Annotated in this window: 26 protein-coding genes and 1 pseudogene; 17 read left to right on the forward strand and 10 right to left on the reverse strand. The window is 36.6% G+C overall.

Annotated elements, in window-relative coordinates; genetic code table 11:
- Window positions 1-53: 53 nt before the first annotated feature.
- Together J6L97_RS10810 and J6L97_RS10815 are read left to right on the forward strand one after the other, a co-directional pair.
- Window positions 54-578, forward strand: coding sequence for an ATP-binding cassette domain-containing protein (locus tag J6L97_RS10810; protein WP_263974520.1), 525 nt, complete (start codon window positions 54-56; stop codon window positions 576-578).
- Window positions 578-1,729 carry an ABC transporter permease gene (locus J6L97_RS10815; protein ID WP_057726317.1) on the forward strand — a complete coding sequence of 384 codons (1,152 nt, stop codon included), beginning with the start codon at window positions 578-580 and terminating at the stop codon, window positions 1,727-1,729. The genes J6L97_RS10810 and J6L97_RS10815 overlap by 1 nt, the downstream gene beginning before the upstream one ends.
- 51 nt (window positions 1,730-1,780) lie before the next feature.
- Here the strand turns inward: J6L97_RS10815 and J6L97_RS10820 are convergent, their stop codons facing one another.
- Window positions 1,781-2,506, reverse strand: a complete 726-nt coding sequence (locus J6L97_RS10820) for a MerR family transcriptional regulator (protein ID WP_057726316.1) — start codon at window positions 2,504-2,506, stop codon at window positions 1,781-1,783.
- Window positions 2,507-2,689: 183 nt separating this feature from the next.
- On the opposite strand from J6L97_RS10820, the gene J6L97_RS10825 reads away from it, so the two are divergent.
- The 7 genes and pseudogenes from J6L97_RS10825 to J6L97_RS10860 all read left to right on the forward strand — a co-directional run bounded on the left by J6L97_RS10825 (window position 2,690) and on the right by J6L97_RS10860 (window position 8,113).
- Window positions 2,690-4,000, forward strand: a complete 1,311-nt coding sequence (locus J6L97_RS10825; protein ID WP_013087079.1) for an NCS2 family permease — start codon at window positions 2,690-2,692, stop codon at window positions 3,998-4,000.
- 166 nt (window positions 4,001-4,166) lie between these two features.
- The gene (locus J6L97_RS10830; protein ID WP_005720719.1) at window positions 4,167-4,433 is read left to right on the forward strand and encodes a type II toxin-antitoxin system RelB/DinJ family antitoxin; all 267 of its coding nucleotides are present in this window, start codon (window positions 4,167-4,169) and stop codon (window positions 4,431-4,433) included.
- Window positions 4,423-4,755 carry a hypothetical protein gene (locus J6L97_RS10835; protein WP_013087080.1) on the forward strand — a complete coding sequence of 111 codons (333 nt, stop codon included), beginning with the start codon at window positions 4,423-4,425 and terminating at the stop codon, window positions 4,753-4,755. Before J6L97_RS10830 ends, J6L97_RS10835 begins: the two co-directional genes overlap by 11 nt.
- 182 nt (window positions 4,756-4,937) lie before the next feature.
- A pseudogene (locus tag J6L97_RS11180) lies at window positions 4,938-5,703 on the forward strand (SDR family NAD(P)-dependent oxidoreductase).
- 41 nt (window positions 5,704-5,744) lie between these two features.
- Window positions 5,745-6,350: an AraC family transcriptional regulator ligand-binding domain-containing protein gene (locus J6L97_RS10850; RefSeq protein ID WP_057726314.1), complete on the forward strand. Its 606-nt coding sequence runs from the start codon at window positions 5,745-5,747 to the stop codon at window positions 6,348-6,350.
- Window positions 6,351-6,353: 3 nt separating this feature from the next.
- Complete coding sequence (locus J6L97_RS10855) at window positions 6,354-6,731, forward strand: helix-turn-helix domain-containing protein (protein WP_057726312.1); 378 nt, start codon at window positions 6,354-6,356, stop codon at window positions 6,729-6,731.
- A gap of 167 nt (window positions 6,732-6,898) precedes the next feature.
- Window positions 6,899-8,113, forward strand: a complete 1,215-nt coding sequence (locus tag J6L97_RS10860) for an ATP-binding protein (RefSeq protein WP_057726309.1) — start codon at window positions 6,899-6,901, stop codon at window positions 8,111-8,113.
- Between the two features lie 37 nt (window positions 8,114-8,150).
- On the opposite strand, the gene J6L97_RS10865 is transcribed toward J6L97_RS10860, so the two are convergent.
- A complete protein-coding gene (locus J6L97_RS10865; protein ID WP_013087085.1) occupies window positions 8,151-8,924 on the reverse strand; it encodes a Cof-type HAD-IIB family hydrolase in 774 nt (257 codons plus the stop codon).
- A gap of 153 nt (window positions 8,925-9,077) precedes the next feature.
- Here J6L97_RS10865 and J6L97_RS10870 point away from each other — a divergent pair, with 153 nt between their 5' ends.
- The 6 genes from J6L97_RS10870 to J6L97_RS10890 all read left to right on the forward strand — a co-directional run bounded on the left by J6L97_RS10870 (window position 9,078) and on the right by J6L97_RS10890 (window position 13,856).
- A complete protein-coding gene (locus tag J6L97_RS10870) occupies window positions 9,078-10,388 on the forward strand; it encodes an NCS2 family permease (protein WP_057726307.1) in 1,311 nt (436 codons plus the stop codon).
- A gap of 99 nt (window positions 10,389-10,487) precedes the next feature.
- Complete coding sequence (locus J6L97_RS11185; RefSeq protein WP_057726305.1) at window positions 10,488-10,742, forward strand: hypothetical protein; 255 nt, start codon at window positions 10,488-10,490, stop codon at window positions 10,740-10,742.
- Between the two features lie 101 nt (window positions 10,743-10,843).
- Window positions 10,844-11,284 (forward strand): CopY/TcrY family copper transport repressor, encoded by a 441-nt coding sequence (locus J6L97_RS10875; RefSeq protein ID WP_054832713.1) that lies wholly within the window; start codon window positions 10,844-10,846, stop codon window positions 11,282-11,284.
- Window positions 11,248-11,616 (forward strand): cupredoxin domain-containing protein, encoded by a 369-nt coding sequence (locus tag J6L97_RS10880; RefSeq protein WP_054832714.1) that lies wholly within the window; start codon window positions 11,248-11,250, stop codon window positions 11,614-11,616. The genes J6L97_RS10875 and J6L97_RS10880 overlap by 37 nt, the downstream gene beginning before the upstream one ends.
- 12 nt (window positions 11,617-11,628) lie before the next feature.
- Complete coding sequence (locus J6L97_RS10885) at window positions 11,629-11,916, forward strand: cupredoxin domain-containing protein (RefSeq protein ID WP_005724722.1); 288 nt, start codon at window positions 11,629-11,631, stop codon at window positions 11,914-11,916.
- Window positions 11,916-13,856: a copper-translocating P-type ATPase gene (locus tag J6L97_RS10890; RefSeq protein ID WP_057726303.1), complete on the forward strand. Its 1,941-nt coding sequence runs from the start codon at window positions 11,916-11,918 to the stop codon at window positions 13,854-13,856. Before J6L97_RS10885 ends, J6L97_RS10890 begins: the two co-directional genes overlap by 1 nt.
- On the opposite strand, the gene J6L97_RS10895 is transcribed toward J6L97_RS10890, so the two are convergent.
- Window positions 13,848-14,492 (reverse strand): Crp/Fnr family transcriptional regulator, encoded by a 645-nt coding sequence (locus J6L97_RS10895; RefSeq protein ID WP_005720745.1) that lies wholly within the window; start codon window positions 14,490-14,492, stop codon window positions 13,848-13,850. The genes J6L97_RS10890 and J6L97_RS10895 overlap by 9 nt on opposite strands.
- A 92-nt stretch (window positions 14,493-14,584) precedes the next feature.
- Here J6L97_RS10895 and J6L97_RS10900 point away from each other — a divergent pair, with 92 nt between their 5' ends.
- Together J6L97_RS10900 and J6L97_RS10905 are read left to right on the forward strand one after the other, a co-directional pair.
- Entirely contained in the window at window positions 14,585-15,139 is a 555-nt protein-coding gene (locus J6L97_RS10900; RefSeq protein WP_005720746.1) for a hypothetical protein, read from the forward strand.
- 125 nt (window positions 15,140-15,264) lie between these two features.
- The gene (locus J6L97_RS10905; protein WP_057726300.1) at window positions 15,265-16,629 is read left to right on the forward strand and encodes an MFS transporter; all 1,365 of its coding nucleotides are present in this window, start codon (window positions 15,265-15,267) and stop codon (window positions 16,627-16,629) included.
- A 56-nt stretch (window positions 16,630-16,685) separates the two neighbouring features.
- Here J6L97_RS10905 and J6L97_RS10910 read toward each other — a convergent pair whose 3' ends face one another.
- The 7 genes from J6L97_RS10910 to J6L97_RS10940 all read right to left on the reverse strand — a co-directional run bounded on the left by J6L97_RS10910 (window position 16,686) and on the right by J6L97_RS10940 (window position 23,514).
- Window positions 16,686-16,838, reverse strand: a complete 153-nt coding sequence (locus tag J6L97_RS10910; RefSeq protein WP_003624933.1) for an SPJ_0845 family protein — start codon at window positions 16,836-16,838, stop codon at window positions 16,686-16,688.
- Between the two features lie 60 nt (window positions 16,839-16,898).
- A complete protein-coding gene (locus J6L97_RS10915) occupies window positions 16,899-18,008 on the reverse strand; it encodes a hypothetical protein (protein WP_057726298.1) in 1,110 nt (369 codons plus the stop codon).
- Between the two features lie 133 nt (window positions 18,009-18,141).
- The gene (locus J6L97_RS10920; protein ID WP_081036400.1) at window positions 18,142-19,281 is read right to left on the reverse strand and encodes an SLAP domain-containing protein; all 1,140 of its coding nucleotides are present in this window, start codon (window positions 19,279-19,281) and stop codon (window positions 18,142-18,144) included.
- 109 nt (window positions 19,282-19,390) lie between these two features.
- Window positions 19,391-19,528, reverse strand: coding sequence for a helveticin J family class III bacteriocin (locus tag J6L97_RS10925; protein ID WP_041811115.1), 138 nt, complete (start codon window positions 19,526-19,528; stop codon window positions 19,391-19,393).
- A gap of 36 nt (window positions 19,529-19,564) precedes the next feature.
- Window positions 19,565-21,124 (reverse strand): ClC family H(+)/Cl(-) exchange transporter, encoded by a 1,560-nt coding sequence (locus J6L97_RS10930; RefSeq protein ID WP_054832719.1) that lies wholly within the window; start codon window positions 21,122-21,124, stop codon window positions 19,565-19,567.
- Window positions 21,125-21,224: 100 nt separating this feature from the next.
- A complete protein-coding gene (gene gndA, locus J6L97_RS10935; protein WP_005723621.1) occupies window positions 21,225-22,628 on the reverse strand; it encodes an NADP-dependent phosphogluconate dehydrogenase in 1,404 nt (467 codons plus the stop codon).
- Between the two features lie 331 nt (window positions 22,629-22,959).
- Window positions 22,960-23,514 (reverse strand): hypothetical protein, encoded by a 555-nt coding sequence (locus tag J6L97_RS10940; protein ID WP_223876331.1) that lies wholly within the window; start codon window positions 23,512-23,514, stop codon window positions 22,960-22,962.
- Window positions 23,515-23,564: the final 50 nt, after the last annotated feature.

Here is a 23,564-nt window from a genome sequence, read left to right on the forward strand (position 1 = left end):
CAATTTTAAAGAGTTTTACGACTACTTTTAAAACTAGAAATATCTATCAAATTATGGCAGAAAATGGTGCTGGCAAAAGCACCTTTCTTAAAGCATTAACCCAACTAGTTAACTATAAAGGGGCTATCACTTTTGATAATATGCCATTTAACCAAGCTAAGGAGAAAATATTTTTCTTCGAAGAAAACAATTGGATGGATTCAAACCTAAACAGCTTAGATTATCTCCAATTTGTGAAAGTTTCATGGCATTCGCAACACGATATAGATACAGAACTCAGCTTTTGGGGAATAGATCAATTTGCAAAAGTACCCATTAAAAAATATTCTCTAGGGATGAAACAGAAATTAATTATCGCTATATACTTAGTCAGTGATGCCCAATATTTATTAATGGATGAGATTACCAATGGCTTAGATGAAGAAAACAGAAACAAGCTCTACTGTAGATTAAACGATTTGATCAGTTTAAATGACAAATGCATTATTCTAACCTCTCACTATGCAAACGAAATTAATAATTTACATAACGTCACCAAGTTAAAACTAGAGAATTTAACAATGAATGAGGTGAAATAATGGCTTATATTCAATTTCAGCTAAAGAAGGTTTTCAAAAATAACATTTTTCTAATTACAGTACCATTATTACTAATAATTTCTTTTATCGTGCTCGGTCTTAATGCGACCACTTCTAGGAGTATGTCCTTAGAAAATCAAGCTAAGGGAAATTTAGCTATGCAAAATAACGCTATTGAACAAATGGAACATTCCTTAAAGCATTACAAAAAGAATGGCGAAGCATATAACTTAACCAAACAAAGTATTTCAGATACTAAAAAACAGCGCAAAGATAGTCAGAATCTACTCAATGCATTCAAGCAACAAAATTGGCAAGAAGTTTATCACTATCAGCTAAAAGCCGCAAATTTGGCTAAAAATATTCAATTAAAAAATCATAATGTCAGCAACGATGAAAAAAATGCTCTAACTAAAAATGTAAAATTTTTTGAATATTTAACTAAACATCCACTTCCGTATGAAGACACTCCACCCGTGACTGGAATTCAATTTTTATTAGATTTAAATCAACTATACCTGCCATTTTTATTCATTTTAGTAGTCACCTTTATTTTGACTCAACTCTATACTTCAAAATACAAAAACAAAGCAGATATTAGTTCATTGCTGCCAATCACTAATAATCATAGATATGTATTTGATAATTTAATTGGCATAATCATCGCAGGTGGTATTTTCTACCTACTCAATATTTTAATATTCATAGTTGCAACACTAATTTTTAAAACTGGCAATCTGAATTATCCATTCTATCTCTACAAAAATCTAACCGGACAAACACTTAACGAGTATGTACCAACGCTAAAAATTATCATGCCAATCCTAGTACTTCAGCTTTTAGTGGGATTATTTATCATCAACTTTATCCAATTAATTTCTAATGTCGTACGTGACAAGTTTCCTACCTTATTTATTACGCTGATTTTGTTAATAGGAGTAAGTGTTTCAAGCACCGTGATTGAGCCGTTGCAAAAAGCAGCAGCATGGTTACCTACCACCTACTTTAATGTTATTGGTATAGTTTCTGGGAAAATTGCAGTGCAATATCATAATAATCAAGTAACTTTTATCTCTGGCTTAATCACATTGATTGCTGGCATACTAATTACCTATTGCCTAGGCTTAATTATCAATAAAATTAGACATTAACCAAAAAAGATTGCCTCAAACGACAATCTTTTTTTCATTCCCCAGGAAATATTACCGCCCTACTTCCAAACAATAGGACTTTTCATGACAATCGGGGCAGCGCAGTCTTCTCATCTTGGGCGTATGTGCAGCAAATATGAACGTTCTAAACGATGGAACAAAAGTATGACCACAATGCGGACACACATACGCTACTGCCTTGTAATAGTTTAGACTTAGCTTAAATGCACCAAATACAACAACGAGTAACATTATTCCAACTGAAGCAATTACACCAATATCATTTCCCCGCTTGCCAAAATAGAAAGCTAAAATAATCCCTATAATCTCAATTGCATCTAACAATAAACCATAAACCAACATTCTTCTTCTGAACTTCTTTAAAATAGTCTCATTAGTCATCATCTTCGTAAGGTCAGTTAATTCTAAATTACTTTGTTTGGTTAGTATTTTTTGCAAATCATGAAGTTGCTTCTGTTGTGTCTGAAACTTTTCTATTTCTTCATTATTACTCTGCAATTGCGCATTCACCAATAAAGCCAACGATTCTTGCGCATGGTCAGCCTGCAATAATGTTTTTATCTTAGCTAGAGAAAAGCCTAATTCTTTTAAATAAATAATCACCTGTAATTGCTGCACTTGATCCTCGTTATAAAAGCGATAGCCATTTTCTGCCTTAGTTGGTTTAAGTAGCCCTTTTTGATCATAAAAACGTAATGTACGCGTACTTACTTGCAATTTTTTAGCAACTTCACCAATTCCATGTCTTTCTGACATTACTTTTCACCTGCTTTCTAATTCAAATATACGGTTTTACGCAAGGTAAAGGTCAAGAGTTTTTCAAAATAAAGCGTATTCATTATCAAAATCGAATAAAGTCGTTTTATTCTATTGAAATTATTAACTATTTAAGTATAATTCTAATTGAATGTTCATATTATACAGACTATGGAGGAATAAATGAATTCTATCAGCAAGTTTTTTCATCTAAAAGAGAACAATACCTCTTTTAAAACAGAATTATTGGCTGGTCTTACTACTTTTGTAAGTATGTCATACATTCTGTTCGTTAACCCAAACGTCCTAGGTGCCAGCGGTATGGATAAAGGTGCTCTATTCACCGTTACTGCATTGTCGGCTGCCTTTACCTGTATCGTAATGGGGCTTATCGCTAACTACCCAATTGCTTCCGCACCAACTTTGGGCTTAAACGCCTTCTTTACCTATACTGTTTGTTTAGGCATGAAGGTTAAGTGGCAAACTGCTTTAGCAGCTGTTTTCGTTGCATCAATTCTGTTCATTTTGTTAACTGTCTTTAAGGTACGTGAAATGATCATTGATGCCATCCCTGCCGATATTAAATATGCTATTTCCGCAGGTATCGGCTTATTCATCGCCTTTATCGGTTTGCAAGGTGGTAAGTTGATTCAAAACAGTGATTCTACCTTAGTTACTATTGGTAGTCTCAACAACCCTACTGTTTGGATCACTATCTTTGGTTTAATCATTACTATTTTCTTAATGATTGCCAGAGTTCCAGGTGCCATCTTCATCGGAATGATCGCCGCTGCTGTTTTTGGCATAGTGACTGGTCAAATTCCCATGCCTAAAGGCGTTATCTCTTCAGTTCCAAGCATTGCTCCAACTTTTGGTCAAGCAGTCTTCCATATTGGCGATATTAATACCGTTCAAATGTGGATCGTTGTCTTTACATTCTTACTTGTTACTTTCTTTGATACCACTGGTACCTTAATTGGTTTGGTTCAACAAGCAGGTCTGATGAAGGACAACAAGATGCCACGTGCTGGTGAAGCTCTAGCAGCTGATTCCAGTGGTATGTTGGTCGGTTCTGTTCTTGGTACCTCACCTGTCGGTGCCTTCGTTGAATCAAGTTCTGGTATCGCTGTTGGTGGTCGTACCGGTTTAACTGCCGTTTGGGTTGGTATTTTCTTCCTTATTTCAACTATCTTCAGTCCAATTTTGAGTGTTTTCACTACCCAAGTTACAGCACCCGCTTTAATTATTGTTGGGGTATTAATGGCCGAAAACTTGGCACACGTTCACTGGACTAATCTTGAAATTGCCATCCCATGTTTCTTAATCGCATTGGGAATGCCTCTTACATACTCTATTTCAGACGGACTTGGCTGGGGTTTGATTGTCTACCCTGTATCAATGATCGCAGCCAAGCGTTTCAAAGAAATCACGCCAATGATGTGGATTTTGTTTATTGTTTTCGTAATCTACTTCGTTGTGCTGAATGTAAAATAATTCTATCTTATAAACCCTATCTTACTTTTACATTAATAGATACCCCCATCTAACCAAGTAGCATGTCTACTTGGTTTTTATTCTAAAAAGATGTCTGTTAATAGTATGGATGATGACAGCAGATTCTATTAGATGATATAATAATCAAAGAAAGGCTGTGACTAAAATGAAATCATATAAAAAAATTCAAGCTAATGTTGACTCCTCACTAGCACTTCAAGCAGAAGGAATTTTTCAAGATATAGGGCTCAATACCACTACCGCAATAAATGTGTTCTTAAAGAAAGTTGTGGCAACTGGTGGTATCCCATTTGAATTAAAAGAAACTCCTGAACAAAAAGCCTCAAGAGAATTAATTCAAAGCATCTCAAAAATCCCCCACAAAGAAGCTAAAACCAAAAAAGAAATTGAGGATTGGCTAGATGAGGACTAATGATATTGTAGATATTTATGTTGCTTACATTGATAAGCCTGGAGGAAAAAATAGGCCTGTATTAATAATTAAATTACTAAACAGTAAAGCTTGGCTGCTAAAAATCACTTCAAAATATAAAGAAAAAAGTGAAAATATCCGAAAGCATTACTTTCCCATTTTTGACTGGAAAAAATATAATTTAGATAAACCATCATACATTGATACTAAAAATTATTTAATAGTTAATATTAGTGATTTAAATATCGAAAAATACCGAGGCCATTTCTCAATAGCAGATTTACGCAAATTAAAAGATTTTATTGACGAAAATTCAAACTAAGAATTAAGCTATATGTTTTAGTTCCTAAACACAATCTCAAATATGAGATTGTGTTTTTATTTATCCAAATGGCATCTTTTGATAATCATTTGACGCCTTATGATGTTCGGATTCTTCTAAATTGCCGCTATACTATTTTCAACAAATCGAGTTATGAAAGATTTATTTAGGAGGAATTCATTATGACAACTCAAGAAGGAAAAACTGCTTTAATTACTGGTTCATACGGTGGGCTTGGTACCCAATTCGTTAACATTCATGCTTCACACGGGGGTGACCTAATCCTAGTTGGTCGCAATGCTAAGAAATTAGCCGATCAACAAAAAGAAGCCCGTAGAAAGTACAACGTAACGGCACATATTATCGATGTTGATCTCTCACAACCAGATGCTGCGCAAAAGATCTATGATACTTGCAAAAAGAACGGTTGGACTATTGACTACTTAATCAACAATGCTGGCTTTGGTGGTCAAGGCGAATTCATTAAAAGAAGTATGGAACAAGACATGTCCATGATCGCCGTTAACATTGAAACGCCTACTCGTTTAACTAAATTATTTTTACCTGACTTCGTAAAACGCGGCCGTTATGCCTGGCCCACTTCAAGCCGTTTACTACGCTACTAAAGCATACGTTACAAGCTGGTCAAATGCGTTATGGCGTGAAGTACAAGGCACAGGCGTTACGGTAAGCTGCTTAATGCCTGGCGCTATGCAAACCGGTTTTATCAATCGTGGTGATTTGAGTTCAACTCAATTATTCGCCCATGCGGTTAGTCCAGAAGGTGTTGCAAAAGCTGGGTATGAAGGAATGATTGAAGGCAAGCTTAACATTACCGCTGGTTTAACTGCAGCCCAAAAACCATTCATGAAATTAGCACCAATGTTACCTAAGAAGATGCTCATGAACAATGTTTATAAGATGCAAGAACAAGGTAGTAGAAAGTAATCAACTTATCTTATAATATGGATCAAAAGGATGGTATTTGAATGAATCACTTTATTTTAGATGGTCGCTATGAAGACCTACTCTCTCATTATAAATTTAACGTTGAAGAAGCACTTAAAAAAGCCAATATTCCTGAAGATTGTTTCAAAAAACTCCATCCTTCAATGAGTGAACAACAATACTACAATTTTATGGCGGCTATTGGTGATCAGATTAGTGATCCATTCACTCCAATTGAAATTGCAACTACAAATCCAATTGAATCTTTCTCCCCACCAATTTTTGCGGCATATAGTAGCCGTAACGGAGATATTTTTATCAAGCGTCTAGCCAAATATAAAAAGCTGATTGGCCCATTATCTTTTAAAATTGATGAGGATAGCAAGCAGCTCTCTATTACCCTAACTCCAAGTAATCAGCAATATTCCCTACCCTCTTTTCTAGTTTTATCAGAATTTGCATTTTTAGTGGGACTTTTGCGCAAGACGACCAAAGAAGCTATTTCCCCGCTGAAGATCACAATGACATCCCCCGTCAATGATGAGCAGGTCATTAACTTCTTTGGCTGCAAAATCGAATCGGGTAAAAGCAACACCATCACTTTTGCCAAAAAAGACTTGCAGGTCAATTTTATTAGTTATAACTAAGCAATGTGGGATTATTTCAAGCCTGAATTAACTAAACGCTTATCTGAATTATCCGTTGATGATTCAACTAGTGCTAGAGTACGTAGCATATTGACCGAATTACTCCCTAGTGGTAAATTTACAATTGACGATGTAGCTAAAAAGTTAGGTTATTCTAAACAGACTTTACAGAGAAAGTTGAGTAGCGAAAACACTACTTTTCAAAAACAACTGAACTCCACCCGAGAAGTTTTAGCGCTAAATTATTTACAAAACACCGATATGACAACTAGCGATATTGCTTACCTTCTAGGCTATCAGGAATTTAATTCGTTCTTACGTGCCTTCAGCATCTGGAAAGGCATGAGCATTAGCGAATATCGTGAAAAAATGAATAAATAATAAAAAGCAGATATACTTTCTGTTTTTTTACTTTATAAAGGAAATAATATAAAATTTTTGCTATAATTTACTTTATAAAGGAAATAATATAAAATTTTTGCTATAATTTACTTTATAAAGGAAATAATATAAAAATTGCTAAAGATTTACTTTATGAAGGAAATAATATGCAGTTAAATTTAATTAACCGCCCACAGTATTTAAATCAATTACTTCAATTTCAAAATACAGAATTCATCAAAGTACTGACGGGAGTACGAAGATCAGGCAAATCTTATATTTTAATGCTTTATCGTGAATATTTACTCAAACACAACATAAATGAACATCAAATCATTTATATTTCTTTTGAAGACTTTGATAATATAGATCTTTATGAACCTAAAAAGCTTTATTCATACTTAAAAGAACGAATTATTAGTGACCAAAGAATGTACATTCTACTTGATGAAATCCAATATGTATCAGATTGGCAAAAAGTAGTAAATAGCCTTCGACTTAATCCTCTACTTGATATCACAATTACTGGCAGTAATTCCAATCTATTAAGTGGAGAATTAGCAACCTTACTATCAGGAAGATATGTAGAAATACATGTTTATCCTCTTTCTTTTAAAGAAATGCTAGATTTTAAACATATTTCTGAACCATCAGAGCGTCAGATTGATAACTTATATGATGAATACATTAAATATGGTGGTTTCCCCGCGGTAGTGTTAGCAAAAGAAGAATTAAAACAAACTATTCTTTCTGGAATTTACAATACCATTATTGTCAATGATATCGGCTACAAAAATGGATTAAGAGAACCAGAATTAGTTGCATTAGTAGCTAAATATCTAGCAGATTCGATTGGTCAATTAATTAATCCGAACAAGATTGTAAATACACTAAAATCAGCAAATTTTGATATCTCTTATAACGCTGTGCAGCGTTACCTTAAATATTTTGAAGAAGCATATCTTTTTTATAAATCTAGTCGTTATGATATTAGAGGGAGAAAGATTCTTTCTACTCAAGGTAAGTATTACATTGTAGATACTGGTTTGCGTACCCAAGCTTTAGGAGAAAGAAATAATGACCGCGGTAGTGTTTTAGAAAATATAGTTTATGTCGAATTACTTCGCCGGGGCTACACAGTTCAAATTGGTAAATTAGATAATAAAGAAATTGATTTCATCGTTTCCAAGGTAAATGATAAACAATATATTCAAGTAACCTACCAGCTTCCAGAAAATTCTACTAGAGAAACTGATAATTTACTTCAAATTCCAAATAACTACAAAAAAATAGTCATCACTGGCCGATATGAAAATGAAGAAATGATTTCCGGTATTCCAATAATCAATATTAAAGATTGGTTATTAAGCTCTAAAAACTGATCAAAATAGGATCGACTAACTCATGTCGATCCTATTTTTAAATTAAATTATGTTTTTTACAATAAGTAAAAATTCCGTCATCTTGCACGCTGCCACAGATGTCATCAGCAATTTCCTTCACATCGTCTGTTGCGTTCCCCATTGCAACGCCGTGACCAACAGTCTTTAACATTTCAATATCGTTGCCGCCATCACCAAAGGCTATTGCTTCGCTCACAGGGATTTGATAATAATCTAACACTTTTTCAATTGCTACACCCTTACTACCAGTAGCTGGAATAATATCTGCTGCTCTATCCCACCAAGCTGTTACCTTAGCATTTTGCGTATTAGCTACAAGTCTGTCATAATCTTTTTCACGACAGCCTACCATTATTTGATAAACCGTATCCTGATCGACAACCACATCAAAATCTGGCGCCACTTTCAAATCCGTTCCACCAATAGCAAAGTATTCCTTTAAATCCTCATCAACACCATTAGCTGCAATCCGTGTTTTGGTAGCTACAGCTAACGGCCGATTTATTTTCTGAGCATTTTGAATCATCTGCAAGACATCTCCTTGCCTTAACGGATTATCAAAAACAATGTCTTGATCGTTATAGCAGTAAGAACCATTAAAAGTTAAATATGCATCAAAATCTACACCCAACTTAGGCAGTTGCACTGGTGGTCTGCCTGATGCAATACAAATCATAATGCCGTTGTCTTGTAAAGCATGCAGTGTCTCTAGCATTTTAGGTGTAATTGATTTTTTCTTTTCAATTAAAGTACCATCTATATCAAAAAATATTATCTTAGGTTTGCTCATTATTTTTACCTTCTAAAGAATTTTCTACTAATTATTATACTTTAACCGATATTTCCCAGGAAATATTAAAATTGAGCTCTCTTCCTCAACATCTGTGCTAAACTAGATACAATTAGTTTCTTTAAAAGTTAATAGTTACGGAGGAATTTTTAAATGCAGACATTGGAAAAAGTCTTTCATTTACAAGATGCTCATACCACTGTTAAACGTGAGTTAATCGCTGCTTTAACCACTTTTGTCAGTCTCTCCTACATCTTATTCGTTAACCCAAACATTTTGCACGCAGCTGGTATCCCTAAAGGTGCCGCTTTTACTGTAACAGCTCTTGCCACAGCAGTTGGGTGTTTTTTAATGGGTTTTATTGCTAATTATCCGATTGCCTTAGCTCCAACCTTAGGTAGCGGTGCCTTTTTCGCTTATAACGTATGTGTTGGGATGCATATTTCTTGGGAAACAGCTTTGGCTGCAGTCCTTGTTGCTTCAGTTTTATTCATTTTAATTACTGTCTTTAAATTACGCGAATTAGTGGTTAATGCCATTCCACAAGATATGAAGTATGCTATTTCAGCAGGAATTGGGTTATTCATCGCTTTTATCGGTTTAAAAAATGGTCAATTAATTGTTAACAGTGACTCAACCTTAGTTACTTTAGGAAAATTTAGCACCCCAGCAGTTTGGATCACATTATTTGGCTTAATTTTGACTGTTGTATTAATGGCATTAAACGTGCCTGGTTCTATCTTTATTGGAATGATTGTTACTGCCATCTTCGGTATGATCATTGGTCAAATTCCATTACCACATAACATCGTTTCTGGTGCCCCAAGTATTGCACCAACCTTCGGCCAAGCTGTCTTCCATATTAAAGACATTAATACCGCTCAACTTTGGATGGTTGTACTAACTTTCCTGCTGGTTACTTTCTTTGATACTGCTGGTACTTTGATTGGCATGACTGAACAAGCTGGCATGGTTGATAAAAACGGTAAGATTCCACGGATCGGTCGTGCCTTTTTAGCTGACTCTACTGCCATGGTTGAAGGTGCAGTCTTTGGTACTGCCCCACTTGGTACTTCTGTCGAATCAAGTGCCGGAATTGCCATGGGTGGTCGTACTGGTTTGACTGCTATCTTTGTTGGTATTTTCTTCATTATCAGTATGATTTTCAGCCCATTGTTACAAGTAATTCCAACTACTGTAACGGCTCCTGCTTTAATTATCGTTGGTGTACTGATGGCCAGCAACTTAAAGAAAATCGATTGGGAAAGGTTCGAAATTGCCTTTCCTGCTTTTCTTACCGTTGTAGGGATGCCACTGACTTACTCAATTTCAGATGGTTTGGCATTAGGCTTGATTGCCTACCCAATTACCATGATTGCTTCTAAGCGTTATAAGGAAGTTAGTCCAATGATGTATATCTTGTTTGTGGTGTTTGTCATCTTCTTCTTGGTGACGAATTTATAACATGCTATTACGACTCATTCTTTTAATTAAGAATGAGTTTTTTCTTTATAATAAAATATAGGTAGTTTCACATGAAACACACATACGAGAGGTATAATCATGAAGTTAAACAAAAAAGCACTTTGGATCATCGGAACTTTAATATTATCTGCCATTACTGGTATATTTTTCTATGTCAATGGACACAGTACGTCTACCACCACTATCGGGGTTATCTTAGCGGGAATAACTTTATATTTTCTATTTCAGACTGGTCAATTGTATAAAAAGATCTGGATTAAGATCTTAGTTTATCTTATTGATGCAGTTTGGATTTTAATTGTGTTATTGATAATTAGCTTGTTTATTTACTGATTTCACAAAAACTTGCAAACTTATACATAATTTATTGCTTTAGTGTTTACAAACGTAAATTTAAGTAGTATAGTTACATATGTAAACGATAGGAGGAAAAAATGGTTAAACTGCAAGAAAAAGAGAGCACAATTTCTGACAGTGAGTGGGAAATCATGCGAATTATCTGGACGATAGAACCCGTGAGCTCTACTAAAATAATTCAAGAACTTCAAGCTAAGAAAGATTGGTCTGAATCAACGATCAAAACCCTACTACGCCGTTTAGTTAATAAAAACTTATTGAATACTACTAAGGAAGGTCGTCATTTCGTTTACTCGGCTAAAGTTAATCAGGCGCAAGTAATGACTGAAGCAGCACAAGAATTGTTAGATCGGATGTGCAATATGCATAAAGGAGAGGTAATCTTGCAACTCCTAGCAGATTCTCCTATTTCTAAAAATGACTTAGCTAAAATGAAGCAGATCATTGATCAAAAAGAAAAGACTGCCCCTGAAACAGTGCCATGCAACTGTTTACCAGGAAAAGAGCATCTGTGCTAATTGGCTTTATCCTCTGGTGGTTCTTTGGTAAACATACAGAAACTGTCGGGACCGCTAATGTAGGCCAAGGATCACAAGAAGCAGATATCGTTGTTAAAGGCGGTTACTCCCCTTCAACGATTGTCTTAAAGCAAGGCGTTCCCGCCAAAGTGAACTTCGACATGCAGGACTCAACTGCCTGTTTATCTCATGTCGTCTTTGAACAACTTGGCGTTGACAAAGATTTAACTAAGCAAAAAGTTACTACAGTTGATATTCCGACTGATAAGAAAGGTACATATAATTTTGCCTGCGGGATGGATATGTTCCACGGTAAAGTCATTGTTAAATAAGGAGTTTACAAAATGAGTATTTTTTCAAAGAATCAAACTAAAAAAGTTGTTGTTAATGCAGAAAATCATGGTTATAAACCAAACACAGTTACTTTCAAGCAAGGTAAACCAGCTCAATTAAAGTTTATTCCATCAGATAATATGGGCTGCATGAATGAAGTAGTCTCTAAAGATTTAAATTTTGACCAAAAATTAGATGGTAAAAAAGAAGTTACGATTGACATTCCAACTGACAAGCCAGGTACTTACACCTACGCTTGTGGAATGGATATGTTCCGCGGAAAGGTTGTTGTTAAATAATGAAACTTTCAAACATTAAGCGCTTCTGGATCTCATTTATTCTAGCTATTCCAATGCTAATCCAGATGTTCGCCATGCCCTTTCACTGGATGATGCCAGGCTATAATTGGATCGCTTTTATCACGACTACAATCATTATGGCGATTTCCGCTGCCCCTTACTGGAGCAGTGCTTGGGCCGCTTTTAAACACCATAACGCTAATATGAACACATTAGTAGCCGTCGGTACTTCTGTAGCTTACTTTTACAGTATCTTTGCTATGTTTACTGGACGTGAAGTCTACTTTGAAAGTGCTGCTTTCGTCACCGTCTTCGTTTTGCTCGGGGATGCAATGGAAGAAAAGATGCACAATAATGCCTCGAATGCTTTAGCTAAACTAATTGATCTGCAAGCTAAAGATGCTGAAGTTGAACGTGATGGCAAATTCATTAAGTTGCCACTAGATCAAGTTAAAGTTGGTGACATCATTCGCGTTAAGCCTGGTGAAAAAGTCCCTGTAGATGGCGTGATTGTTGACGGTTCATCGACTCTTGATGAATCAATGGTTACGGGTGAAAGTATGCCAGTTACTAAGAAAAAAGGCGACGATGTTGTTGGCTCAACCATCAATACTAATGGGACTTTTACCTTCAAAGCAACTAAGGTCGGTAGTGACACGATGCTTTCGCAGATTGTTGATTTAGTTAAAAAAGCTCAAACCAGCCATGCGCCGATTCAAAACCTAACTGATAAAATATCTAATATCTTTGTCCCAGTTGTTTTAATCATTGCAATTCTGACTTTCGTTATCTGGTACGTCTTCTTAGGTGCAACATTAGTTAGCGCCATGCTCTTTGCCGTCTCAGTGGTTGTTATTGCTTGTCCTTGTGCGCTAGGTTTAGCTACTCCAACTGCCTTAATGGTCGGTACAGCACGTAGCGCCAAGATGGGCGTTTTAATCAAGAACGGTGAAGTCCTCGAAGAAGTTAGCGACATCGATACCGTTGTATTTGACAAGACTGGTACGATTACCGTTGGCAAGCCACAAGTTACTAATGTTGTAGGTGATAAAAACAAGGTCTTAACTATTGCAGCTAGTTTGGAAGAAAATTCTGAGCACCCACTAGCAACTGCCGTAGTTAAAACAGCACAAGAAGCCAATATTACAATTAAGCCTGTCAAAAACTTTGCAGCTATTGAAGGCCGCGGAGTTAAGGCAAACTATGGCAATCAAGAAGCTTTTGTTGGTAGCGATCGTTTATTAGAAGATATTTCTATTTCCCAGGAAATGAAAGATCAGGCTCTCCAACTTCAAAAAGAAGCAAAAACTGTAGTCTATGTTGGCCTAGGTAATGACATCATTGGCTTAATTGCCATTCAAGATGTACCTAAAGCAAGTTCTAAGCAAGCAATTGCGGAACTTAAAAAGCGTGGTTTAAAGACGGTGATGCTTACCGGTGATAACCAAAATGTTGCCGAAGCTATTGGCCGTGAAGTCGGAATTGATCAAGTTATAGCAGGCGTTCTGCCAACTGAAAAAGCTACTGAGATCAAGAAACTACAAAATGAAGGCAATAAAGTGGCCTTTGTCGGTGATGGTATTAACGACGCACCTGCACTGTCTACAGCTGATGTCGGCATCGCCATGGGATCAGGTACCGATATTGCTATTGAATCTGGTGGCATTGTTCTCGTTCAAAATGACTTAATGGGCGTAGTTAGAGCGCTTGAGATCTCTAAGAAGACTTTCAACAGAATCAAATTAAACCTCTTCTGGGCTCTTATTTACAACACTATTGGTATTCCAATTGCAGCAGGTTTATTCATGGCCTTTGGTCTGCAGCTTAGTCCTGAACTTGCAGGTTTAGCTATGGCCTTCTCTTCTGTTTCTGTTGTAACTAGTTCACTTTTATTGAATAAAACAAAAATTGCTGGTGAAACAGCTCAAGTTTCAAAGTAAAATAATTCTCCGACCGGATATTTTAATCCGGTTTTCTTTTTGTAAATTTTTCAATTTGCGACTTAAAGTTTCAGCAGTAATACCCAAATATGATGCTAAGTCTTTCTTTTTTAACTTTAATTCCACATTTTTACTCCCCTGTTTTTGAGCTAAGTCTTGCAAATAGGCCATTAAGCGTTCCTGAGCATCCATTGAATTGCGCCGAATAGAGTTAGTTTCGATTGTAACCAGCTGCTCGCCAAAATTATTAAGCAAATTCAATGCTAAATCTGGCGTCTTTTTCAATAACTTTTGAAAATCACGACGCTCAATAGAACAAACATAAGTATCTTGTAAAGCCTGCACAAAGTTTTCCTGGGCATGTTCTTGAAAAAGATTCTGCTGTCCATTAGCATCGCCTTGATTCAGCACACCTAATACGGTCTCTTTACCGTCTTCGTTGAGATTGTAAATCTTGGCACTGCCTTGATCCATAAAAAGCATTCCGTTCTTACCATCACCTGGTTGTCGAATAATACTGCCTTTTGGAAAATATTCTTGGTGCGTTGAAATTGGTACTAGTTTTTCTAACATTTCATTTGGCAAATTTTTAAATATGGCTGCTTTGCGAATACAAGCCATGGGTGAATGTTGCATAAAAGCCTCATTTCTTGATCTAAGTCAATTTATTTTTATCTGCATCTTAATACAATGTATTTAACAACTCAAGCAGAAAGGAAATATTAATCATGACTAAATACATCGCACATATTGAGCCTTTAAACGCTGAAAAAATTGGTACTAAGGCACACGGTACTGCCACTTTTGAAGAAAAAGGTGATCAACTACATATTCACGTTGAGATGTTTGATACTCCAGCAAATATTGAACACTGGGAACATTTCCATGGCTTCCCGAATGGTCAAAAAGCTCATGTACCAACTGCAGCTCAAGACGTTAACCATGATGGCTTTATTGATTTACCAGAAACTGAGCCGGTCTCAGGAACTACAATGGTGCCACTTGATGATGCCCCAGAAAACATGAATATTCCTCATGATGGTTATCCTGTTGCCGACAGTAATGGACATTATGAATATGAGATTGATGTCTCATTAACAAAGCTACAAAAGAAATTCAAAGCTGCCTTTGGTAGCGATAAACTACAACTAGACAAGCGTGTAGTTTACGTTCATGGTGTACCTGCAGATCTGGAATTACCTGATACTGTAGGTGGTTGCGTAATGAGTTATGATGCCCATACTACCTTGCCAATCGCAGCTGGTGAAATTGAAAAAGCTTAAGTTAAAAGCCATTCCTTGTGAATGGCTTTTTGCATCCTTTCTTATTTTTTGATAGCATAGATATAGATTATGTAAAGTATCTAAGAAAAGGAGATGTTTTATAAGTAGGCTTAGATCCTACTCTTATGGAGAATAACGAAAAAATTATCCAAGAAAAGAAACGCGAAAAATTTATTAAAACTAAAAAGAATTACAAGCGTGCACCACTAATGTCAGTTCACTTAAGAGTGATGATGGCCGTTATCTTAGGTCAAATCGCCTGTGGCTATTCCCTGGGAATTAGTGGTACCGCTCTTTCTAATGCAGCTAAATATATCAACATTAGTGACTTCTGGACTGGATTAATTGGGGCTGGTGCTTTAATTGGCCTTGCTGGTAGTCTTTTGGTCGGTCGACTTTCTGATAAAATCGGTCGCCGTAAACTCTTAATGTGGAATATGTATATATTAGCTGCTTTTTCTTTATTACATCTAATAACCGCTAATTTTAGCTTAACCTTTATCCTCCGTATTGGAATTGGTTTAATGATTGCTGTTGACTATACTGTAGGGAATGCCTTGTTAACCGAATGGCTACCTAAGGGTGAAGACAGCAAGCGCCAGAGTCATTTATTAATCTACTGGACTATTGGTTTTATTTTGTCTTACCTAGCTGGTAGTTTTATCACTGGATTTGATAGTTATACTTGGCAAATAATCTTAGCAACAAGTGCAGTACCTGCACTAGTAACTGCTATCTTCAGAAGTCTTTTCCCACTCCCTGCTTCACCAGGCTGGCTAGCAAGTAAGGGTAAGATTAAGACGGCCAACAAGGTCATTCGTAAGCACATGGGACGCAAATGGAGATTACCTGCCCGCTTTATGAAGCGGAATAAAAAGAAAACGCCTAGAAATATTTCCTGGGCAATTTTATTTTCCAAGCAATATCTGCGACGTACTCTAGTAGGTGGGGTTTTCTATGCCTGCCAAGCCTTCTCATTTTTCGGTATTAGTATCTTCTTGCCAATTTTATTACAAAGCATGAATATCACTAGTGGAAATATCTCAGGAATTATCTACAATGGTGGGATGTTCATTGGTGTGCTAATCGGTACCTGGATCTTTAACAAGGTTAGCCGCCGCTTCTATCTTATCAGTAATTTTCTAATCTCAGGTCTGCTAATCGGCATTTTAGCAATAGTACCTAACTTAAATTCAATACTTAAATTAGGTATTTTTACGTTATTTGCGATTATTTTATCAGCTGGTTTGATCCTAGATTATCCTTATCCGACTGAATTATTTGATCTGAAGGTACGAGCAACTGGTGTAGGTACTTGTATTACAATCAGCCGAATCGGGGCTGCCGCAGGGACTTTCTTATTGCCCGTCTTAACTAATGTGGGTGGTGCTAGCCTGGCAATGCTAGTTTGTGCGATTGTTTTACTCTTTGCCTTTATCGTTTGCCTCATCTGGGCACCGGAGACCTCACCCCAATTTATGAAAAAATAAAATAATCAATATTCTACACAAAAAGACAGATTACATATGATGCAATCTGTCTTTTCTTATTTCTTATCTTTTTTCTTCTTGTCCTTAGAATCCTTATTTAATAATTCTTCTGGATCCTTATGCTTAGGCGTCTTCTTTGGATCTGGTACAGTCGCAAAGCGATCAAGCATCTTCTGTAAGTTATTAGGGTTGTCAAAAGTTAATCCCATAAAACATCTTCCTTTCGTTTTCTCAATTATATTAAAATTTCAATTCAAATGACAATAATTTTAACCCTCATTATCAATAAATTGTTGCATCTTAATCATTTCTGAACCAGCCAGATCAACACTAATTAAATCACTATAATCATGATCGCTAGTATCTCCTAAACCATATTCAGTTACAATTTTTAGGTCGAAGCCACTATCAGAGCGATCTTCAATTAAGCCTAACCGATCAGGATAATGATAAATTGAATCACTAATTTTCACTATTTGATCTTCGGGCCAATTATCAATAATTTCTGCCGGTGACTGAATTTCATCCCGTAATTTAACTGAACGCTCCAGCCTGTCCGGATCAAAACTGCCATTATTTTTTTGCCATTGAACTAAAAAATTAAAGAAGAGCAAGCGCTCGGAATCTTCAGTAATATGCGTTATATGGCTCCTAGCAATCACTGCAATTGATTCAACCTGCCCTAACTCATTGATGCTCTCGAATACCAGATTATCATCGTCATACTTGAGTACTTTACCAATAGCAAAACTACCATATTGATCATCAAAGGTATAATCAAAATAAATTTCAACCAGATCCAAGTCGTTAGTGAATTCTTGCTTCTGTGATTGCCGCAAATATTGGGTAAATAAGCGATTATCAATGGCATTAGTGTCGACACAAACAATATCGTCAAGTGGTATAACGGTGGCATAATGCTCTAAAGTTAATTCATTGCGTTCTAAAATACGCACCTCTTGCTGATCAAGTTGAGTAATTAAGCCAGTGTAAGTAGCACCTGTATTCACCTCAAAAGTTGTAAAAGGTTGCGCGTCAGCTACGTTAATCAGTAAATCATGCAGATTAGTAAAATCCCAGGCTAACACTGTCTTATTTAATTGCTCTAGGTTAAATGAATCCTTAACTTGGGTAATCATATAATAGCGTAGATTAGGCGTATCGTCTTCAATCTTAGCTACTTGATCTTCTTTAATAAAGACGATTCCACCTAAATTACCGCCTTGATCGATTGATTCAAAGGTAATCCAGCCATGATGTTGCGTGATAATGCGGCCAATATAGTAAGAATTTGCATCAACTACCGTAATACTTGAATCCCCATCTAAGTTATATTTTTCTTGATCAGCCTTAAGCGTGATTTGTACAAGTTTATTCAATTTTTCGCCCCCTCTTTTTTCTTCCGTGAATTTAATTGTCGCCTAATCATTATTTTTCTGCAAGAAAAAAGAAGATGGTTTAGCCATCTTCTAATATTGAGTTAATTCTGTAGAATTTTGGAGCTAACGAATATTACTTCTTTTTTGCAGCTGCCTCAGCTTCTGCTGCTGTGTTTGAAGGGGTTAACGAAGTACTGTTTGGATCAAAACGCACATCGCTTGCTTTTACATAACCATCAGCAAATTGGACTTCACCTTGATTACTATAGACAGATTTACCAACTAAGTGATAAAACAGTTCTGCCTTATTTTCACTTGGTACCCAGATGTAAAGCAACTTATTTACCTTGTATCTTCCACCTTGTTTTCTAACTTGATCGCCCTTGAAGTCAATCTTGTTTCCGTTAGCATCATAGATATCAGTTGGCTTAATAAATTGAATTAGTGATTTTTTAGTATGATAATAATTTTGAACTGGAATATCTTTAGCAGCTTTAACATTGAAATTATAAATCCAATAATCAGTTCCCTTAATATGATAGATTGCTAATTCGTTGTCATCGTCACCATCTCTACCAGTATCAGCACGTGTCCCTTGCTCTAAACGATCCACTGTAAACTTATCACCTTGTTTTGCGTATTTTCCTGAAGGCTGAACTGCATCTTTATCAGGTACTTCAACAAAAAGAGCAGCACGTTTATCAGTTACAGTAACAGTCGTTTCTTCTGATTTAGTTGTTTGAGACGAAGAAGAACTAGTGTTGTTATTTGTATTAACACTAATTACAGGACCTAAATTATAAGACTTAATGTACTGTTTATTAGGTCCACCTATTCTAAAGTAATGCTTTCCGTTCTTAAATTTGTATGAACCACCATAAGTCGTGATAGTTTCACCCTTATACAATTTCCAACGGTTATTGTAAGATGTTCTGCCAGTTGAGGTACGATAAATGTAAGTATTATGAGTAATCTTACGTGTTACACCATCAATGTTGGTAGCCTTTATGTATTGATCCTTGCCGCTTACTTTATAGTAAAGCGAGCCGTCAATTTTTACAGGGTTGCTTTCAACAGTGACATATTGATAGGCATTGTATTTTACACCTGTGCTGTTACCATCCTTGTCGTAAGCTAAAGCAGTATGCATAACTGCTTTAGTCGTAGCAGCTTGTACTTCATTAGTTGTATTAGTCAAAACAGCCAAGGGTGCAACTGTCATTAATGCAGCTGCAGAAATTAATGCAATCTTATTTTTCTTCATCATAATCATCCTTTTCAAATCTCTACACTGCTATTATATTCTCTAAAGCTAATTAAAGCATTAAAAAGAGCATCAAATCGTATCGATTTAATGCTCTAAATTAATTATTCAACTAAAACTATTCGTTCCAGCTTACCTCATAGATCTTGTTAGAAATGGTCTTGTTCTTACCGCCAACAGTCTTGTGGTATGCCACAGTTAAGTAGCAGTGATTTTCATTAAGAATTTGAATACTTTGTGAAATAAAATCGTACACAAAAACCCATAATGTAGTGAGAGTAACGATCTTTTTCTATCCATCCAGCTCGACGCCCTGCAGCTGTTTCATTTTACTATAAACCGCGCCACGTTGACTTGAATCAAACTCCAGAATAAGCATATCTCCGCCGCGAATTACCGTTTGACCATTTGGTATGATCTCATCCACATCACGGTGAATTGTTCTTACCCTAGTATCAACTGGCCATTGAACCTCAGAAATGGTTTTATCAACCAGTCTACTGCTCTCATAGACTGGCAGAGCCATTGTATCAGCCTGACCAGTATAGTTAGCTTTGTGGTCACTACTCTTGTCCATAGCGGCTGCGAGCAAGCCATAAATTGGTTTCCCGCCAAGCAGTTCATCAACTAACAAAGCAATAAAAGCAACTACAGCTAGCGGCATTAAGTGAAGTAAGGATCCGACCATTTCGGTAATCAAGATAATTGCCGTAAACGGGGCCCGAATAATTGCCGCAAAATAACCAGCCATTGAGAAAATCACTAGGTTAACTACTAAACGCTGCGGTAACAAGCCTAACTGTACCATCATCAGTCCATAAGTTGCACCAATCAAAGCGCCCATTGTCAAAATTGGCAGGAAGATACCACTAGGAAGACCTGAATCATAAGCAACAATGGAGAAAACAATTCTCATGACATAATAGAAGGCTAGCATCCCTACAATGCCCCAACCTGTTTTAGTGATTATATTCGGCAATGCCAGAATTAACCGATTACCTGGACCGGTGATTAATGGCCAAAAGTAAGCAATCGGGATTAATATTGCCAAAGGAATAAGTCCATGCAGCCAACGAGGTAAAATGGTGATTTTAGCATAGACCTTCTTTAAACTAAATAAACCAACTTTATATAAATGACCCAATAAGCCTAATAAAATCCCTAAGATAAGCAAGTGCCAGTACAACGAAATCGGAAATGAATAGTTATATTGAATTGCTAGGGCGTGACGAATGCCAAACAAGTTTGAAACGACAAAGTTTGAAGCAATTGCGCCAGCTAAAGCATTCATCCAAACTAATGGTGAAAAGTTATGGAATACTTCTTCTAAGACAAACAAGGCACCACTCAAAGGAGCGCCAAAAGCGGCAGACAAACCACTTGAAGCCCCTGTTGCAAGCAGAATTCTAGTTTTTAATTTGTTCTGCTTGCATCCCTGAGCAACACCTTGACCAATTGTCGAGCCCAGCTGCAATGATGGTCCTTCTGGTCCTAGGAATAGCCCTGTGCCGATAACCAAGATACCACCGATTAATTTCCGCCATAAAATTGGAAACCATTGTAGTGATAGCTTCCCTTGCAGTTGCAATTTTACTTCTGGAATACCAGAACCACCAACATGGGGATATTGTTTAACAAAATAACCAGCAATTACCGCTACCGCAATAAAGCCAATGATAATCGCAATAAACCACAACGGATTCTGGTGCGCTAATTGAAACAAGTATAACCAAAAACCAGATGTCTTTTCGATTCCAAATCTAAATAAACCAACTACTACGCCGGTACATATTCCGACAAGTAGTGCTTGGAGCAACAGTTTAATATTAGTTCTGTTTGCCTCGTCTTTCATTACTTTCTCCCTCACAATAAAAAAACGTGTCACAAACTATTGTACACTAAAAAGCCAGCTAGAATTGTTCTAACTGACCTTTTGTTTCATGTGAAACTAATTATTTTTCTTCATACCATTCGGTGTGGAAGACGCCTTCACGATCATTTCTAAGGTAAGTGTGCGCACCGAAGTAGTCACGTTGTCCTTGGATCATATTAGCTGGCAAGTTTGGATTAAAGATTGATTCCAACCAGTTAAGAGCTGCGCTCAAAGTTGGAGTTGGCACACCACACTTAGTAGCAAACTCAACTGATTTACGCAAAGCTGGCAAGTTTTCCTTCATCAAGCCGCGGAAATAATCGTCTTGGAATAGGTTCATTAGCTTGCCGTTCTTGTCATAGGCTTTTTCAATATCCTTAAGCATTGCGGAACGAATGATACAACCTGCTTCCCAATCTTGAGCAATTGACTTGTATCTTAAGTCCCAATCATAAGCTTCAGCAGCCATTGTCAATTGTTGGAAACCTTGAGCATAGGCAACAGCTTGGGCTAATTGCAATGATTTTTCGAATACGTCAACCATATCATCAGGAATTTCACCATTGTATTCAAACTTAGTTGGTTTAACGCCCTTTTCAATTGTCAAGTGTGCTTGCTTACTCATGAAACGTGCCATTACAGCCTCGGCTACCACCGTTACAGGAGCGCCAAGTGCAACACCATCTTCGAGCATCCAGTTACCAGTACCTTTGTATGAAGCAACGTTCAAAATGTGATCGATTACGTGATCTGGCGTTAAATCATCTTTTTGTGCCAAAACCTTTGAAGTGATTTCGCTAAGATATGCTTCTACCTTACCATGATTCCATTTATCAAAAATTTCTGACATTTCATCATCGCTCTTGTGAGCAACGTCACGGAGTAAGTTGTAAACTTCTGAAAATTCCTGCATAATACCGTATTCGATACCATTGTGCACCATTTTGACATAGTGACCAGCACCTTCAGGTCCCATGTAGTAGACACATGGCTTGCCTTCAGTATTCTTAGCGGCAATAGCTTCAAGAATTGGAGCAACTTCCTTATAGGCTGGTTCATCACCACCTGGCATCAAAGCTGGACCATTCAAGGCACCCTCTTCACCACCGGAAACACCCATACCAATAAAATGAATGCCGTGCTTTTCCATTTCGTGGAAACGACGGTTAGTATCGTGATAATTTGAGTTACCACCATCGATTAAAATATCGCCTTTATCCAAAAGCGGCAGCAATTTTTGCAAAGTTTGGTCCACTGGATCGCCTGCCATAATTTGAATCAAAATCTTGCGTGGCTTTTCAAGTGAGTTTACGAACTCTTCCCAGGTGTAGCAAGGCTTTAATTTATCATCTTCATATTTTGCGAAAGCATCAACTTCAGGTTTATCAATTGAGAAACCTGATACGGAGAAGCCGTGATTTCTAACATTCAAAGCAAGGTTTTTGCCCATAACAGACAAACCGATAACGCCGAATTGTTGCATGTTTAATAATTCCTCCATTAATCAAAATTCATCAAGTATTATTATACGTTCTAGCACGCAAAAAAGCGAAACCAAATGGTTCCACTTTTCAATTCCGCTTAATAATCTTTTTGTTATTGGGCAAAAATGTTTCACACTAGTTTTAGACTTATTTCCTAGGAAATATTGTTTCTATTGATCAATTCCCCAGAGCAAGATATTAAAGGCTAATGGTAATGTTAGCTTGGTAATATACCCTTCCTTTTTGGCCTGCTTTAAAGATGCTAGAACGAATTTACGTTGTTGACCCTTTAGTTTTTGGGCTGCTTTAACAGCTAAATTAAAGTCATGCTTATTTTTTTCTAATTCTAGTAGCTCTAGCTTTTTTAGAAATCTTTTGCCATTTATAAGTTGGAAATTGAGCGGTAGCTCTCTTGCTTATTCTGTTAAGTGGTTTAACTACTCCTTGAAGTGCTTTGCTATTAAAAGCACAGTATTGCATACCAGGATTAGTAGTCCAGGTGCTATATTTGTTGTCTTTAGAAGTAATTAAATACATCAACGCACCGTTATGATGTTTAGCATATGCAATTTTTACCACTTTGAATTTAACATTCTTCACCTTTTTAGGACTGATAGTATTTCCACTTCTAAATTCAGAGTCATTTAGCATTTTTTGATAACTATCTTTGCCCACTGAAATAGGTTGAGAATCGGAGTTTACAGTTACAATGTAGCCCCACTTGCTAAGTCGAGGAATATTTTTAATTGTTATAGCTTTATCAAACTTAGCTACTACAGTTGAATTGCTGTTGTCTGCAGCGTTGGCAGTGACAGATGATGCTGAAAATAATGCTGCAAGTGAAGCAGTAGCAAGTAAACTAATTAGAGCCTTTTTAGATTTCATAATTTAGCCTCTTTTTACACATAGCGCTTATTGGCTAATAAGCATTAATT

Source organism: Lactobacillus crispatus, from assembly GCF_018987235.1.
Lineage (GTDB): Bacteria > Bacillota > Bacilli > Lactobacillales > Lactobacillaceae > Lactobacillus > Lactobacillus crispatus.